Here is a 16105-nt window from a genome sequence, read left to right on the forward strand (position 1 = left end):
CTCATCGCACGGCTCCCTTGGAGTAGTGGCGTTCGACGTAGTACTGGATGATCGAGAGCGCGGTGGTCAGGAGGATGTACCAGGCGGTGGCGACCATCAGCAGGGGGACCACCCGGCCGCTGCGGCCGTAGACGACCTGGACCTGGTAGAAGAGTTCGCCGATCGCCATGACGGAGACGATCGAGGTGCCCTTGAACAGCGAGATGATCTCGTTGGCCGCGTTGGGCAGGATCGAGCGCATGGCCTGCGGGAGCACGATCCGGCGCAGCTGACGGAGCTTGGGGATGCCGAGGGCGGCGGCCGCCTCCAACTGCCCGCTGCCGACGGCCAGTACGCCGCCGCGCACGATCTCCGCTGCGTACGCCGCCTGGTGCAGGGCGAGGCCCAGGACGGCGGCGCTCACCGCACCGACCAGGTTCATCGTGTCGAAGGTGAAGAAGCCCGGCCCGAACGGGATGCCGAACTGCAACTCCTTGTAGAGATAGGCGAGGTTGAACCAGAACAGCAGCTGCACGATGAGCGGGATCGAGCGGAACGCCCAGATGTAGCCGTAGGCGACCGTCCGCAGGAACGGGCTGGCCGACAGCCGCATGAAGGCCAGCACGATGCCGAGCGCGAAGCCGAGGACCGTGCCGTAGAAGGTCAGCTGGAGGGTGAGCCAGACGGCCTTGAGGATGACCGGCGCGGCGAAGAACTGCGCGAAGACGTCCCATTCCCAACCGGGGTTGGTGACCAGCCCGTTGATGAACTGGGCGACCAGGATCGCGGTCGCGGCGATGGCGACCCAGCGCCAGGGGTGACGGGCCGGGACGACGGTCAGCTCCCCGTAGTCGGTGCCGGACCCGGCCGCTTTTCCGGCGGCCGGGCCGACTGGTGGGCCGCCCGGCGTACCGGCGGCTGGATCGATGGGTGGATCGCTGGTCAGCGACATGGCGGGGTTCCTTGGGAGCGGTGGCGGCGGTGGTACGGAGGTGGGTGCGGCGGGCTCAGGAGGCAAGCCGGTCGCTACAGGAGAGGTCGCGCAGGAAGGCGAGGGCGGCGCGGGCCGCGTCGTCGTTCTGCCGGAAGGCGGGGCCGCCGGTACGGGGGCGGGTGAAGGCGCCGCTGTTGCGGGCGGTGGTGAAGGGGCCGAGCGCGAAGCGGCGCGGGTGCGGGGTGCCCTCGCGGTCGAGGACGCGGCTGTCGGCCGGGTCCACGGAGAGCAGCCCCGTGTCGGTGACGGCGGCCCCGCCCGCGTACAGGGTGCGCAGCAGCGGGCTGGCGGTGTGCCGGATCGAGGGGTCCGGGAGGCGGGCCTCGACCAGGGCGCGGGCCTCGACGTGCTCGCCGGGGACGGTGGCGCTCCCCGCCCGGAAGACGCCGCGCTCCTCGTCGGCCTCGACGGTGACCTCGGCGCCGAGGAAGCGGACGACGCCGGCCCGGGAGAGGGCGAGGAGCTGTTCCAGCCGGGGTCCCGGCGGGCCGGAGGCGAGGTAGCTGAAGAAGCCGTGCCACCAGGTGCCGATGTCGCCGAGCCGGACGAGCTGGGCGTAGGCGGAGAGCAGGCCGAGGAAGACGGCGAGATCCGTGCTGTGGTCCGGGTCGTGACGTCGGGTCAGGTCGGCGGTGATGTAGGCGCGCACCCCTTCCTGGAGCGCTTCGGCACTCCCGTACGTGATGCCGTCCAGCGGCCGGTCGAGCGCTTCCAGGTCGAGCCGGTCGGCGGGGTCGGGTACGGCACCGGCGACGAGGCTGTCCAGTTCGGGGCTGCCGGGGTCAGCGGCGGCGTACTTGGCGTCGAAGACCTCCGGGTCCAGGGCGGTGCGCTCGGGGTGGGCGGTGAACAGCCGGTGGTAGTGGGCGTGGCCGAGCTCCTTGGCGACCAGCGGCCACACATCGCGCCGGAAGTCCAGCGGCCCGGGACGGCTCAGCAGCCCGTCCGCCCATGCGGGGGTCAAGTAGCGGGGCAGGGGCGGGCGTTCGCCGCTCCAGGGGTAACCGATCTTCGAGTGGTACGGGACCCCGCGCCGCGATCCCACGTACAGCACGGGTTCCTGTCCCGATGGCAGGTAGGTGCCGTTCTCGTGGCGTCCGCCGCGCCCCTCGGTGAGCAGGACCATCAGGTCGATGAAGGCGAGGCCGAAGCCCCGGACGATCACCGGTTCCCCGGCGGGCAGGGCGGTGAGGTCGGTGTCGGCGGTGAAGTCGGGCGGCAGGTGGATCAGCCCGTGCCGCTCGGCGAAGTCCTTCAACTCCGTGAGTTCCGGCTCCTGTTCGGCGTCCAGATGGCCGACGGTCAGGACGACGAGATCGGCGACGAGGGGTTCGGCGCGGTCCTTCAGCCGGACGCGCTGGGGGCCGCCGTGCGGTCCGGTGACGGCGAGGGCGGTGGTGCGGTGCTCGTGGACGGTGACGGAGGGCGGCAGGTCCGCCAGGGCGCGCCGGTAGGTCCAGCGCAGATAGGCGCTCTGGAGCCGCCTGCTGGGGAAGTCCTGGCCGCCGAGGCCGTGTATCTCCGCCAGTACGGCGGGCTCGGCGTCGGGGGTGACGCGTCCGGCGCGGACCTCCTCCGCCCAGGCGTGCAGGTCCGGCCCCTCGACGACCGGTCCGGCCAGCTCCACCGTGTCGTCGGTGAACATGGTGACGTCCTCGGCCATGGAGTTCATCCAGAGCAGCGGTGACTGGTCCGGCCGCCAGATCCGCCCGCCGCCCGCCGGATGGGGGTCGACCAGATGGATGTCCAGGGGCAGATTTCCGTACAGCTCACGGGCGTTGGCGGCGATGCGTTCGATGACCCCGGTGCCGCGCGGTCCGCCGCCGATCACCACGAGCGTGGGCGCGGCGCTCATCGCGCACCCGCCGTACCGCGGGCGTAGTAGCGCTCCACATAGCGCTGGCCGAAGCTCAGCAGGGAGGTGACCGCCGCGTACCAGAGGGTGGCGACGAGCAGCATCGGGATGACCTCGTACGTGCGGTGGTAGACGAGCTGGACGGAGTAGAGCAGGTCCTGCACGGCGATGATGCTGACGATGGAGGTGCCCTTGAGGGTGCCGATCAGCATGTTCCCGGCCGGCGGCACGATGGAACGCATCGCCTGCGGCAGCACGATGCGGCGGAAGCGCCGCCAGGGGCCGAGCCCCAGGGACTGGGCGGCCTCCACCTGGCCGCGTTCGACGGAGAGGATGCCGCCGCGCACGACTTCGGCGGCGTACGCGGCCTCGTGCAGGGTGAGCCCGATGACGGCGATGGTGACCGGGCCGAGGAGGGTGACCGTGGAGACGCCGAGGATCTGCGGGTACAGCGCGCCGATGTTGAACCAGAACAGCAGCTGGACCAGGATCGGGGTGGACCGGAACAGCCAGACGTACCCCCAACTGACCGCCTGGAGAACGGGGTTGCCCGAGAGCCGGAGGACGGCGAGGAGGGCTCCGAGGGCGAAGCCGAGCACCATGACGACGGCGGTGAGCCAGAGGGTGAGCCAGAGTCCGCGCAGGACGGACGCGGTGGCGAAGTAGGAGACGACGACGTCCCACTGGAACGCCTCGTTGCGGATGACCGAGTTCAGCGCCAGACCGAGGAGCACGAGCACGGCAACCGCCGCTGTCCAGCGGCCCGTTCGGCGGACGGGAACGATACGGGGCACCGCATCGTCACCGTCGTTCTTCACGGGGGGCGGCGCGGAGGAAGAGGGAGGCAGCAGATCGGTCTGCGGGGACATGCGAAGGCTCCGTGGATGCTGAGATCGAACACGGGGCGTACCTTCACACCACGAACCACACGTGGACCGGGCCCCTCAGCGCCGGTCCGCCTCCGAGAAAAGCGGTCAACACGGCGCGTTGTCAAGCCTGTCCACGATCTGAGCCGCTTGTCTCATCTCAGTTGACGTGCACCCGGATGCCTGTTCCACTGGCCCCATGCATTCGCAGCAGTGGCTGGTCACCCGCTCCCACATCGACTTCGGTCGCGTGTGGTCCTCTTCCTGTTGAGCTGACCCTCTGCTGTCCGGTTTTCCCTGCTCACGCCTGCTCTGAAGGCGTTGGAGCACCGTTCCTCGCGTGACTTCACCTCCACCGCACCCGCGTCACCCTCCCCTCGCCCCGCCGCACGTTCTCGCGCACCACCGAACCTCACGTGCACCTGCTGAACCTTCCGTCACCGCTCCGCGCCTTCCGGGCACGGGGCCGGTCGGCATACCTTGACGAACCCGGAGAGAACAGAACCATGTCCAGATCGCGCCACAGCGCCCTTCTCGCCCTCATCGCCGTCGCCGCGCTGACCCTCACCTCCTGCGCGGACCCGGCGGAGCCCGGGGCGAGCTCCGCCAAGGGCGAGACCAAGGGGAAGACCCCGACCACGGACGTGGTGTCCTCGGTGAAGAAGCACGAGCCTGCGGCGGCGCTGCTGCCCGAGGAGGTCCGGAAGGCGGGCACCCTGCGGATCGCCGCCGCCACCGGCTCCCCGCCCGGCGCCTTCTACGAGAAGGACGGCACCACGCTGTCCGGCGCGGACATCGACTTCGCGGATGCGGCGGCCAAGGTGCTGGGCCTTGAGCTGAAGCGCGAGGTGGCGTCCTTCGAGGGAATCCTGCCCGCGCTCAGCAGCGGGAAGTACGACCTGGGCACGGGGAACTTCGGCGTCACCGAGGAGCGCCTGAAGACCATCGACTTCGTGACGTACATCAACGACGGCCAGGGCTTCGCCGTCCGCGAGGAGAGCGAGCTGAAGGAAGTCAAGGACCTCACCGCGCTGTGCGGCCTGACCGTGGGCACCACCGCGGGCACCACCTTCGAGGTGACGCTGGAGCAGAACAAGGGCCGGTGCGCGGAGGAGGGCAAGAAGCCCTATGAGGTGAAGACGTACTCCGACGTGGCGGCGGTCTGGCTCTCCCTCCAGCAGAAGCGCAGCGACGTGATCATGTCCACCATCAACGGGCTGCGCTACGCCGTGAGCCAGCAGGAGGGGCTGCGCTTCGTCAACGAGTTCAAGCGCCTCGACGTCGGCTTCGCCTTCAAGAAGGGCACCCCGCTGGCGCCCGCCTTCCAGGCCGCGGTCAACCGGCTGAAGGAGGACGGGACCTACGACCGGATTCTGGAGAAGTGGGGCACCACCGAGTCCGCGATCGAGACGTCGCAGATCTCACCGCCGGAGCTGAAGGGCCCCGCACCGAAGTAGCCCGGCGCAGGCCCGGCCGGGCACAGGACGCCCCCACGGACCCGACCGGCCCGACCGGCAAGGCACGCCACGGACCCGCCCGCCGGACATCCTCCGCGCGGGCGGGCCCCGGCCGTGGCGCCCTCGGCCGCCTCCGCCCCGGCCGCCTCAGCAGTCGCAGCCGCAGGACTCGCCGCAACAGCAGCAGCCCTCGCCGCACTGGCCGCAGCAGTTGCACGCCTCGCAGCAGTCCCCGCAGCTCTGGCACAGCCCGTCCCGGCGCTCCCGGCTCCAGGGGTCCTCGAAGCTCCCGCAGCACATCTGGCAGGTGCAGGCGAGCCCGGCCCACACCAGGCACCCGGCGATCAGCCCGCGCCGGTCCCGGGGCGGCCGGGGCGGCGGCGGGGCGGCGGGACCTCCAGGACCGTACGGGTTCCCGGGCACCGGGCCGTGCGGACCGCCCGGCGTCGGAGCGTACGGATTCCCCGGCGGCGGCCCGAAGGAGCCCTCCGGCAGATCGAGCCCCGTGTGCGAGCAGGAGGAGGTGCCGAACGCGCGGTCCACCGAGCGCCGCAGTTCATGGGCGAGCAGCACATGCACGAGCCTGCCGTCGGTGAACTCCGCCTCCCGCAGCGCCAGCCGTATGCCGTGCAGCGCGTCGTCGCAGAGCCGGCGCGCCTCGGTCAGCGGGGTGCCGGTCACCGTGAGCGGGTTCCAGGCGCCCGACGCGGCGTCGGCCTCCCGGTCCTCCACCGCGTCCAGCAGATGCGCGAGCCGCCCGAAGAGGCGTCCGGCCTCCGCGAGCGGCGCCGCGTTCTGCGGCTTCCCGGCGAGGACGGCGGTGTGCGCGAAGGCGGCGGCGGTGGCCGTCTCGGTGGGTTCGGTGACCGTCAGGAGCGGGGTGCCGGGCCCGGCGAGGGTCTCGATGCCGGTCTGCCGGTCGACCGCGTCGACCAGGAGGGCGGTGTCGAAGCCGAGCGCCGCCCCCGTACGGGCACCCGCCCGGTCCCAGCCCGCCGCCACCCGGCGGGCAGCGGCGGCGACCGGCCTGCGGGCCAACAGCCCGTCCCGGTCGGCCACGTGGTCGCGCACCTTAGCGGAGGCGAGGACGAGCGAAACGGCGGCGGCGAGCCTGGCCCCCTCCCCCATCGCGACCGGGGCGGTCCGCATGGCGCGCAGCGGGCACGGTCCGGCGGTGCGCCGCCCGGCCGGGGTGGTACCGGTCTGAGCCTCCGTCAGAACAGAAACGATCAGACCGTCATAGTTCGTGACAATCCGGGCGAACTGTCCGTGATCCGCCCTCAGAGCCAGGCAGAGACCGCAGAGATGGGCCATCCACTCGGTCCGCAGACCTTCGGAGAGCCGGTGGGTACAGGGCCTCACGATTCCGAACACGAGCATCCCCCGCGAGCCGTTCCAGCCGGTGCGCGCCACTCGCGCACCTGAGCGCCGTGCATCGTATCGAGTGATCCGTTCACCCGTACGCCCCCCAGGTCACCCGTACGGACCGGCGCATCATATTTTCTCATCGGAACCCCCGTTATCCAGGAGGAACCTTGACGAACCGCCACATGTTCTGCACCAGTACCGTCACGAATCGCCTGCGCGGCGACTATCCACTTGGCGCGGTATCCGCATCATGGACGACCATAGGGATACGAAAGAGATGCGGAACACCAAGGAACCGCGGTTGAGAGGAGGCGTCCATGGGATCGGTGCGCAAGGCGAGTGCGTGGCTGGGCCTCGTAGAGGACAACGACGAGCGGTACTACGACGACGAGTACGCCGAGGGTACGGAGACGGGCACGGGCAACCAGACCTGGGTCACCGACCCGCGCGTGCAGGTCGCCGCCGAGGCGGCCGAGGAGCGGGACCGCCGGATCGCCACGGTGACCCCGGACAGCTTCCGGGACGCCCGGGCCATCGGCGAGCTGTTCCGGGACGGTGTCCCGGTGATCGTCAACCTCACGGCCATGGACCCCGCCGACGCGAAGCGCGTGGTGGACTTCGCCGCCGGGCTGATCTTCGGTCTGCGCGGTTCGATCGACCGGGTGGCCACCCGGGTCTTCCTGCTCTCCCCGGCCGACACCCAGGTGGTCGCCGGTGAGGCCGCCGGCCGCAAGACCGACGGCTTCTTCAACCAGAGCTGAGCAGGGCGCTCGCCGGAGAGTTCCGGTCAGCGCCTCCGGTCGGTACGCCCCGCGGGACGTGCCGCGGTCACCGGAAGGCGTCGAGGCCGGTGAGCGCCTTGCCCAGCACCAGCTGGTGCATCTCCACGGTGCCCTCGTACGTGAGCACCGACTCCAGATTCGTGGCGTGCCGCATCACCGGGTACTCCAGCGAGATCCCGTTGGCCCCGAGGATCGTGCGCGCGGTGCGGCAGATCTCGATGGCCTCCCGCACGTTGTTGAGCTTGCCGAAGCTGACCTGCTCGGGGCGGAGCCGCCCCGCGTCCATGCGCCTGCCCAGATGGTGGGCGAGCAGGATGCCCTTGTGCAGTTCGAGGGCCATGTCCGCGAGCTTCGCCTGCGTGAGCTGGAAGCCGCCGATCGGCCGGCCGAACTGCTCCCGGGTCCGCGCGTAGTCGAGCGCCGCCTCGAAGCTGGCCCGCGCCGCGCCCATGGCGCCCCAGACGATCCCGTACCGCGCGTGGCTCAGACAGCTGAGCGGGCCGCGCAGCCCCTTCGCGTCCGGGAGCACCGCGTCGGCGGGGAGCCGGACGCCGTCCATGACCAGTTCGCTGGTGACCGAGGCGCGCAGCGACCACTTGTGGTGGATCTCCGGCGCCGAGAAGCCCAGGGTGCCGGTGGGGACGACGAAGCCCCGGATGCCCCGGCCCTCGTCGCCCTCGTCGGTCTGCGCCCAGACGATCGCCACCCCGGCGACCGAGCCGTTGGTGATCCACATCTTGCGCCCGGTGAGCACCCAGTCCTCGCCGTCGCGCTTGGCGTACGTCCGCATCCCGGCCGGGTCCGAGCCGTGGTCGGGCTCGGTCAGCCCGAAGCAGCCGATGATCTCGCCGGACGCCATGCCGGGCAGCCACCGCTGCTTCTGCTCCTCGGAGCCGAAGCGGTGGATCGCGTACATGGCGAGCGAACCCTGTACGGAGACGAGCGAGCGGATGCCGGAGTCGGCGGCCTCCAGCTCCAGGCAGGCCAGCCCGTACTGGACGGCGCTCGCCCCGGCGCAGCCGTATCCGTCGAGGGACATGCCGAGCGCGCCCAGCGAGCCGAGCTCCCGGGCCAGCTCACGGACGCCGGGCAGCTCCCCCTTCTCGTACCACTCGGCGATGTGCGGCAGGACCCGGTCGGCGGCCCAGGTCCGGACGGTGTCGCGGATCGCCAGGTCGTCGGGGCCGAGCAGATCGTCGATGCCGAGGGGGTCGGCGGCGTCGAACGGCGGGAGCTTCGACGGCTTCGCGGACTCGGTGCTGGACATGAGGGTGCCTCCGGCGGCTTGCCCGGAGGACCGGGAGCCGTCCCGCCCTCCGGAAACTAGCAGTGGTAGTCAAGGCTTCGTGGAGACGTTACGGCTCAGCGTGCCGCTCGTCCAGAGCCGGTGGCCTCGGCCGGTTCGCGCCGCGCGGGGAGGGTGACCCGGGCGGCCGGGGGCTGCGGGGCGGCTTCGGAAGTCCCGGAGGCCGTGCGCTCGACGGGGAGGTGGACCTCCTTCGGCGGGCACTCCATGGCCCTCGGCAGCCGCAGCGCGGCGAGCGCCCCGATCAGCAGCAGACCGGCGCTGACGAAGAGCGTGATGTGCAGCCCGCCGACGAAGGCGTGCCGGGCCGTCGAACGCAGCAGCTCTCCCGTCGGCCCGCCGAGCTGCGCGGCCACCTGGTACGCCTCGCCCAGCGAGTGGGACGCCTCCGCGCCCGCGCGGGCGGGCACGCCCTGCTCGCGCAGGGAGGCGAGGCCGGGGGCGTAGGCCGCGTTCATGACGCTGCCGAGCAGCGCGATGCCCAGGCCCGCGCCGAGCTGGTAGGAGGTCTCGCCTATCGCCGCGGCCCCGCCCGCCCGCTCCGCCGGGGCGTCGCTGAGCATCGACTCGTACGCCCCGAACAGGGTCGTCTGGAGCCCGAAGCCGAGGAGGACGAAGCCCGCGGTCAGCAGGACGGGCCGGTCGTGGTGGCCCATCGAGGTGAGCAGCAGCACGGCGGAGGCCGTCAGGACGAAGCCCCAGCCCACCATCCTGCGGGGGCCCAGGAAGCGCAGGGTGTACGAGCCGGTGGCTCCGGCGGCCATCGCGGCGAAGGTCAGCGGCAGCAGCCGCAGCCCGGTCTCCAGCGGGCTGAGCCCCAGCACCAGCTGGAGGTACTGGACGGCGATCAGCTGGAGGCCGACCAGGGCCAGCATGGCGAGCACGATGCAGCCGACGGCGGTGGAGAAGGCCGGGCGGGCGAACATGGAGATGTCGATGAGCGGGTGCGTACGGCGCTTCTGGCGGCGTACGAAGAGGATCAGCAGCGCCAGTCCGAAGGCCAGTGGGACCAGCGCCACCGGGTCCAGGAGGCCCGCGCCGCCGCCCAGCCGCTTGACGCCGAGGACGACCCCGAGCACCCCGGCCGCGGCCATCAGCGCGCCCAGCACGTCCCACGGCCCGTCCTGGGCGCCGCGCGACTCCGGCAGCAGCCAGCGGCCGAGCGGCAGGATGACCGCCATCAGCGGGATGTTGATGAGGAAGACCGAGCCCCACCAGAAGTGCTGGACCAGGAAGCCGCCGACGACCGGCCCGGTGGCGGCGCCGACCGCGGCGACCGCCGTCCACACCCCGATCGCGAGGGCCCGCTCCCGCCGGTCGGGGAAGACCTGGCGCAGGATCGACAGGGTCGCAGGCATGATCATCGCGCCGCCGACGCCGAGCAGGGCGCGGGCCGCTATGAGGACGGCCGGGGTGTCGGCGGTCGCGGCGATCACGGAGGCGATGCCGAACAGCGCGTAGCCGAGGAGCAGGACCCGGCGCCTGCCGATCCGGTCACCCAGCGTGCCGAAGAGGATGAGCAGCGAGGCGCAGACGAGGGGGTAGGCGTCGACGATCCACAGGAGTCCGGTGGCGCTCGGGCGCAGGTCCTCGGTGACCGAGGGGACCGCGACATGGAGCACGGTCGCGTCCAGCGCGACCACCAGGAGGCTGAGGCAGAGAACGACGAGGACGACCCAGCGGTTGGCGCCCTCGGCGGCTCGGCGCAGCCGGGCTCCGGCCGTGGTCGTCCCGGACATCTACCTACCTCCCGATGGGTCCCTCGCGCTCGGTGGACCGGCGGGGACGGGGCCTGCGGTCTCCCGGGGCCCGGCATCGACGGGCGAGTGAGCCGTCAGCGTACGCGAGTTCGGTGCCGTGACACGTGGCCCACCTCATACACCGGTCCGCCACACAGTGTGGCGTACGCCACCGCGGACCGGGAGACGGCCCCCTCCGGCGGGGCCGCGCGGACGGGGTGCGGCGGTGCGCTCCTCCCCCGAATGGCCGGATCAATTCCCGCGGATTCTCCGGTACGGAATTGGCCAGGGGATCAAACATGCTTCCGAACGGAGCCCCGGGGAAATGGGACGCAAGATCACGGGGATTCTTCTCCGCCCCCGGAAAAAGTCACCGTCCTGAGACGAAGTCCACATCACATCGTCATCACAAAGCGGCCGGATTGGCCTGCACGCTCACTCACTCGCTGTAACGTCGATTGGGTGCGTACCGACATCTTTGCCCGCCTGGACCGGGAGCCGGAACCGCCGAAGATAGAGGCACCGCGGATGAGCCGTCACCGCGCCGCCCTCTTCGGCGGGACGTTGGCGTTCTATCTCGCCATCGTCTTCGCCGTGCTCGTGACGTCCTGGCTGGTGGCCCTGGACTGGAAGGTCATGCTGTTCCGGCCCTACCAGCAGTGGCCCGAACTGCACGCCTTCCTCGACTACTACGTGGTGCTCGGCCAGCGCGGCCCCACCGCCGTGATGGTCGCCTGCTGGCTGGGCTGGCGCTCCTGGCGTCAGCACACGCTCCGGCCCCTCCTCGTCCTCGGCACCGCCCTGCTGCTGCTCAATGTGACGGTGGGCGCGGTCAAGCTGGGGCTCGGGCGGCTCGGCCCGCACTACGCGACCCAGATCGGCTCGGCCGAGATGTTCGCCGGCGGCGATATATTTCCCTCCGGTCACACCGCCAATGCCGTCGTGACCTGGGGAATCCTCGCCTATCTGGCCACCACGCCCCGGGCCAGGCGCTATCTGTCGGCGGTCTCCGCCACGGTCTCGCTGGGCGTCGGCCTCACCACCGTCTACATCGGTACGCACTGGCTCAGCGATGTGCTGCTGGGCTGGGCGGCGGGGCTGCTCATCCTGCTGGCGCTGCCCTGGTTCGAGCCGCTGATCGCCCGGACGGAGAGCTGGATCTTCGACCTGCGCGAACAGTGGCGCGAGCACCGCAGGGCGGGGCGGGCGGCCCCGGCCCCGGCCGCCGGGGGCACGCCGGAGCCGGTACTGCTTCCCCAGTCGATCGCGACCGAGGGCGCGGCCGTCACGCCGGTCACGGCCGAGGGCGCGGCCGTCACGCCCGGCACGGGCGCTCCCGCCGCCGGGCACCTGGCGGCCGGGGTCCGGGGGCGGGCGCACCACGTGCCCACCGTCTGCCCGGAGCGGCCGGGCGCGGCGCCGACGGGCGCCCGCCGTCCGCCCTCGCACCCGGACCACGGCCCCTGCTGCTCCACCACCGGCCCGGCGGCGCGCCCGATGACGGGCGGCTAGACCGGTCCCGCCGCACGGCGAAGGCCCCGACCCACGATGGGTCGGGGCCTTCGCCGTCTCTACGGGCACGGTACGGGTGTCGGCCGCCGTACGGGCACGGGTGTCGGCCCACGGTGGCGGCGGGCACGGGGGTCAGCCCACGGTGGCGGCGGGCGCGGGGGTCAGCCCACCCAGCAGCGGGTCACCCTGGCGTCCTCGACCTGGAAGTTGATGCGTCCGGAACGGAACTCCATGGTCAGGAACGTGCCCGGCGGAACCGCGCGGACGGTGTCCCAGCCACGGCTTCTCGCCAGCTGTTCGGCGGCGTCGGCACCGAGGCCGACATAGGTGTCGGGGGCGTCGTCCGGCTGTGCGGGAGGGGTCGGTAGTGAGGCCATACCTCTCACCGTAGGCGGCCTCGGACCGTGACGGAAGGCCGGGCCGCGGGGCCGCCCCTCTCATCCCCGCGTGCCGTCGCGGTCACGCTTGTGTCACAGAATCCCCACACACATATATCCCGGATTATTCACCCGAACGGCCGTCCGGAAGCATGGCCGGAAAATGGCCACCCACCCTCGTGCGGCCTCTCGGCGGAACGGGTGTACGCACTTCGGAAACACCCCGGGTGACCTGCCGATTTCACCGTCCGGCGGCCCGTCACACGAATGGCCGGGAGCACCTGAATTTCATGCTCCCTTATATCCCTCTTACCTTTCCTCACGTTTCTCTCACCGGGCTCCGGGAGGGTTGCCGAACGGGCCGGATCTCACGATCCGGGCAGCGCCCGGGTCAGCCGGTCCCGGGCCCGGGTCATCACGTCGATGAGCTCGGGCGGCTCGACCACCTCGAAATCGACCCCCATGAGCAGCACGTGGATCACCAGGACCTCCAGGTTCGGGGCGCCCGCCGTGAGCCGGCAGGTCCGCTCGTCGACGGGCTCCAGGACCCCGGCGGAGGGCGAGATGTGCCGGGCGGCCTCCTCGGCCGGAGCCTTCAGCAGGAGCACCGCCCGCGCCGCGTACGCGGAGACCGAGACGCCCTGGGAGACATAGGCGGCCAGATCCTCGGCGGGCGGGGGGCGGGGAGTGAAACGGGGACCGTGCGGCGGGGTCGGGGTGATCCGGTCCACCCGGAAGGTCCGCCAGTCCTCCCGGTCCAGGTCCCAGGCGACCAGGTACCAGCGGTGCTCGGTGCAGACGAGCCGGTGCGGTTCCACGGTCCGGCGGGAGTCCGAGCCGCTGTGGGCCCGGTAGGAGAAGCGGAGCCGCTCGCTGTCCCGGCAGGCCGCCGCCAGCTCGGTGAGGAGGGCCGGATCGACGGTGTCGGTCTCCGCCCCGCGCAGCATCGGCACGGTGAAGGCGCCGAGCGCGCTCACCCGGCGGCGGAGCCGGCTGGGCAGCACCTGTTCGAGCTTGGCCAGCGCCCGTACGGAGGTCTCGCCGATGCCCTCGATACCGTGACCGGCCGCCGTGCGCAGCCCCACGGCCACCGCGACGGCCTCCTCGTCGTCGAGGAGGAGCGGCGGCAGCTCGGCCCCGGCCCCGAGCTGGTAGCCGCCGCCGGTGCCGGGGCTGGCGTTCACCGGGTAGCCGAGCTCGCGCAGCTTGTCGACGTCCCGGCGCACGGTGCGCGGGGTGACGCCGAGCCGTTCGGCCAGGTCGGCGCCGGACCAGTCCCGGTGGGCCTGGAGCAGCGAGAGCAGACGCAGCAGTCGTGCCGAGGTCTCCAACATGGGGAGGAGTCTGCCAGGGCCCGCGGACAGCTCCTGTCCGCGAGCCGAGGGAGCCGACGGAGCCGAGAGGGGAGCGACGGCCAGGGGCCGTCAGGCGGCTGCCGGGTCTCCGGGCGTCAGGCGGACGCAGAGGTCGTTGTCGTCGGTGTAGCAGGGGGCGGCGGACACCCCGTCGGCCGCCGGGCGGCCGGGGTAGACGAACGACTTCTTCCGGGACCAGACGTCGTCGAGGATGCGGGAGATCCGTACCGCGTCCGCGCCCGCCGAGGGGACCAGCCACAGCTGCCGGAGCTGCTCCTCGCGGACCGGGGCGGTGACCAGCGGGGCGTAGGGGAGCGTGAAGGCGAAGCCGCCCGGGCCGCCGGAGGCGGTGAGCGGGACCCGGTGGAGCTGTGCGGGGTCCCCGGGCAGCCGGGCCTCGACCACGGCCCCCTCCCCCGCCGTGACCCCGTACAGCACGCCCTCCACGGTCATGCCGGACGGGCCGAGCCGGACGGCACCGGCCTCGGCGTGCGGGGCGCGGAGCCAGCAGCGCACCGCGAGGCGGCCGTCGAGGGTGGGGTAGGGCACCCGGGAGCTGATCGTCGCGGTGCCGGTGGCGGGGGTGCGGTCGACGAGGGCGCGCAGATCCCGCAGCCCCGGTTCGACGGTCAGGGTGCGCTCGGTGCCGGGCTCCTCCACGTACGCGTCCCAGCGCCCCTCGGGCAGCACGGTGGAGTGCGGCAGCACCGCGCGCAGCCGCCCGGGGGCGGACCGGCTCAGCGGGAGCCGCACCGTACCGCCGGGGCGGCTGCCCGCCGCTCCCCGGCGCCGCAGCAGCAGGACGGCCTCGGGGCCGGGGGCGGCGGCGGGGGCCAGGTCGAAGGTGAGCGCTCCGGCCGGATCGGCGGCGCAGTCGGCTCGTACGGTGGTGGCGGTGGCGGTCATGCGGTCTTCCCCTTGCGGAGCACGTCGGCGGCCTTGTAGCGGAGGGCGTACGCCCCGTCGAGGACGGTCCCCCGGGTGCGATGGAACGCGGTGCGCAGGGCGCTGTGGCCGCGCCCCTGCGCCCCGCGGGCGGCGAGTTCGGTGAAGAGGCTCTCGTGGCGCTCCGCGATCCGCGCCGGGTCGAAGCGCTCCGACGCGCTCAGCGCGGCGCGGCCCATCCGGTGGCGCAGGTCGTCGTCCTCGATGAGCTGGAGCAGGGCGGCAGCGATGGCGTCGGAGTCGCCCACCGGTACGAGGCGGCCGTCGGTGCCGTCCTCGATGATCTCGCCCGGTCCGTGCGGGCAGTCGGTGGCCACGACGGGCAGTCCGCCGCGCATCGCCTCGACGATGGTCATGCCGAAGGACTCGCGGTCCGATGTGACGGCGGCGATCGACCCCTTGGGCCACTCGGCCTCCAGGGGGTTGACCGAGCCCATCAGGAACACATGGTTGTGCAGGTCCAGTTGGCCGATGAGCGCGCGCAGCGACGCCTCCTCGTTGCCGGACGCGTCCCCGCCGCCGTAGATCCGCAGCCGCCAGTCCGGGCGGACGGCCGCGACCTGGGCGAAGGCCCGCAGGAGCAGGTCGTACCGCTTGACCCGGTGCAGCCGCCCCGCCGCGACGACCCACTTCAGGTCGCCCCCGGCGGGCGGGCAGGCGGGCTCGGGAACGGCGTTGGGGATGGCCTCGATCCGCACGCCGGGCAGCTTCAGCCTGCTGCGGTAGTCCTCGGCGTCGGCGCGGGTGACGGTGGTGAGGGCGTCGAGCAGGGTGTACCGGTGGGCGATCTCGCGCCGCATGCGGTAGCCGTGGTTGTCGAGCGTGAGGTGCTCCTGCCCGACGCGCACCGGGCCGCGCCGGGCCTGCCGGGTGATGTGCACGTTGAGTCCGGGGCGGGTGCCGACGACGACATCGGCCTCGATCCCCTGGAGATGGGCGGCGATCCGGGCGTCGGTGAGCCTGCTGTACTGCCGGTGCCTGCTGTCGCCGCGCGGGAACACCCGGGCGGGCCTGGCGTGTTCGGCGTCGTCACCGTCGTACGTCGCGCTCTTCTTGCGCAGGTCGACGAGGTGGCGCAACGTCACGCCCTCGGGGGCGCCGAGGACGGGCGCGTCGCGGTGGCGGAAGACGGACACGATCTCGACGTCGTGCTGTTCGGCGAGGGTACGGGCGAGCGTGAAGGTCGTGCGGATCGTTCCCCCGATGCCGTACGCATTGTGCAGAAGAAATGAAATATGCATGGCGCCGCTGTTTCCCCCTGGTCGGTCGGTCTGTCGTGACTGTACGTCCCGGCGGTTTTCCCACCGGAATGCGGAGCGGAATCTTCCGGGATTCCGCGATGGAATGCGGAGCGTCGCCCGCCGTCTCCGATGCTCCGCCGGTACCCCTGCTGACCAGCGGCTTTCCGGAGTCTCCGCATCCGGATCGCTGTCGGCCCCGATGCGGAACGCACCATTCGGAGGCGGTCGGCTCGCTCGCCCGGTCGCCTACCCGTCATCTGTTGACCGACGCATTCCTCCGTGCTTGACGGGAAAAGAACCGGGGAGGTTGCCTGCGTCCGGGCGAAATC

At 72.1% G+C, this 16105-nt stretch carries 13 protein-coding genes; 3 read left to right on the forward strand and 10 right to left on the reverse strand.

What is annotated here, in order from left to right:
- Nucleotide 1: 1 nt before the first annotated feature.
- From B7C62_05470 to B7C62_05480, 3 genes are read right to left on the reverse strand one after another with little or no spacing between them, the layout of a single operon-like run.
- Nucleotides 2–931 (reverse strand): amino acid ABC transporter permease, encoded by a 930-nt coding sequence (locus B7C62_05470; GenBank protein ARF71764.1) that lies wholly within the window; start codon nucleotides 929–931, stop codon nucleotides 2–4.
- Between the two features lie 55 nt (nucleotides 932–986).
- Nucleotides 987–2828: an adenylate cyclase gene (locus B7C62_05475; protein ID ARF71765.1), complete on the reverse strand. Its 1842-nt coding sequence runs from the start codon at nucleotides 2826–2828 to the stop codon at nucleotides 987–989.
- On the reverse strand, nucleotides 2825–3697 hold the full coding sequence (locus B7C62_05480) for an amino acid ABC transporter permease (GenBank protein ID ARF71766.1): 873 nt from the start codon (nucleotides 3695–3697) through the stop codon (nucleotides 2825–2827). Before B7C62_05480 ends, B7C62_05475 begins: the two co-directional genes overlap by 4 nt.
- 503 nt (nucleotides 3698–4200) lie before the next feature.
- On the opposite strand from B7C62_05480, the gene B7C62_05485 reads away from it, so the two are divergent.
- Nucleotides 4201–5151, forward strand: coding sequence for an ABC transporter substrate-binding protein (locus tag B7C62_05485; protein ID ARF71767.1), 951 nt, complete (start codon nucleotides 4201–4203; stop codon nucleotides 5149–5151).
- A 147-nt stretch (nucleotides 5152–5298) separates the two neighbouring features.
- On the opposite strand, the gene B7C62_05490 is transcribed toward B7C62_05485, so the two are convergent.
- On the reverse strand, nucleotides 5299–6531 hold the full coding sequence (locus B7C62_05490; GenBank protein ID ARF77006.1) for a hypothetical protein: 1233 nt from the start codon (nucleotides 6529–6531) through the stop codon (nucleotides 5299–5301).
- Between the two features lie 305 nt (nucleotides 6532–6836).
- On the opposite strand from B7C62_05490, the gene B7C62_05495 reads away from it, so the two are divergent.
- On the forward strand, nucleotides 6837–7280 hold the full coding sequence (locus tag B7C62_05495; GenBank protein ID ARF71768.1) for a cell division protein SepF: 444 nt from the start codon (nucleotides 6837–6839) through the stop codon (nucleotides 7278–7280).
- Nucleotides 7281–7347: 67 nt separating this feature from the next.
- Here B7C62_05495 and B7C62_05500 read toward each other — a convergent pair whose 3' ends face one another.
- Nucleotides 7348–8568, reverse strand: a complete 1221-nt coding sequence (locus B7C62_05500) for an acyl-CoA dehydrogenase (GenBank protein ARF71769.1) — start codon at nucleotides 8566–8568, stop codon at nucleotides 7348–7350.
- 95 nt (nucleotides 8569–8663) lie between these two features.
- Nucleotides 8664–10346: an MFS transporter gene (locus tag B7C62_05505; GenBank protein ID ARF71770.1), complete on the reverse strand. Its 1683-nt coding sequence runs from the start codon at nucleotides 10344–10346 to the stop codon at nucleotides 8664–8666.
- A 462-nt stretch (nucleotides 10347–10808) separates the two neighbouring features.
- On the opposite strand from B7C62_05505, the gene B7C62_05510 reads away from it, so the two are divergent.
- Nucleotides 10809–11858, forward strand: a complete 1050-nt coding sequence (locus B7C62_05510) for a hypothetical protein (protein ID ARF71771.1) — start codon at nucleotides 10809–10811, stop codon at nucleotides 11856–11858.
- 161 nt (nucleotides 11859–12019) lie between these two features.
- Here B7C62_05510 and B7C62_05515 read toward each other — a convergent pair whose 3' ends face one another.
- The 4 genes from B7C62_05515 to B7C62_05530 all read right to left on the reverse strand — a co-directional run bounded on the left by B7C62_05515 (nucleotide 12020) and on the right by B7C62_05530 (nucleotide 15776).
- Nucleotides 12020–12235, reverse strand: a complete 216-nt coding sequence (locus B7C62_05515) for a proteinase inhibitor I78 (GenBank protein ARF71772.1) — start codon at nucleotides 12233–12235, stop codon at nucleotides 12020–12022.
- Nucleotides 12236–12603: 368 nt separating this feature from the next.
- Nucleotides 12604–13569 carry a DNA-binding transcriptional regulator gene (locus B7C62_05520; protein ID ARF71773.1) on the reverse strand — a complete coding sequence of 322 codons (966 nt, stop codon included), beginning with the start codon at nucleotides 13567–13569 and terminating at the stop codon, nucleotides 12604–12606.
- A gap of 90 nt (nucleotides 13570–13659) precedes the next feature.
- On the reverse strand, nucleotides 13660–14496 hold the full coding sequence (locus tag B7C62_05525; protein ID ARF71774.1) for a transferase: 837 nt from the start codon (nucleotides 14494–14496) through the stop codon (nucleotides 13660–13662).
- Nucleotides 14493–15776 (reverse strand): glycosyl transferase, encoded by a 1284-nt coding sequence (locus B7C62_05530; GenBank protein ID ARF71775.1) that lies wholly within the window; start codon nucleotides 15774–15776, stop codon nucleotides 14493–14495. Before B7C62_05530 ends, B7C62_05525 begins: the two co-directional genes overlap by 4 nt.
- Nucleotides 15777–16105: the final 329 nt, after the last annotated feature.

The sequence above is a fragment of the Kitasatospora albolonga genome (assembly GCA_002082585.1).
GTDB classification, from domain to species: domain Bacteria; phylum Actinomycetota; class Actinomycetes; order Streptomycetales; family Streptomycetaceae; genus Streptomyces; species Streptomyces stephensoniae.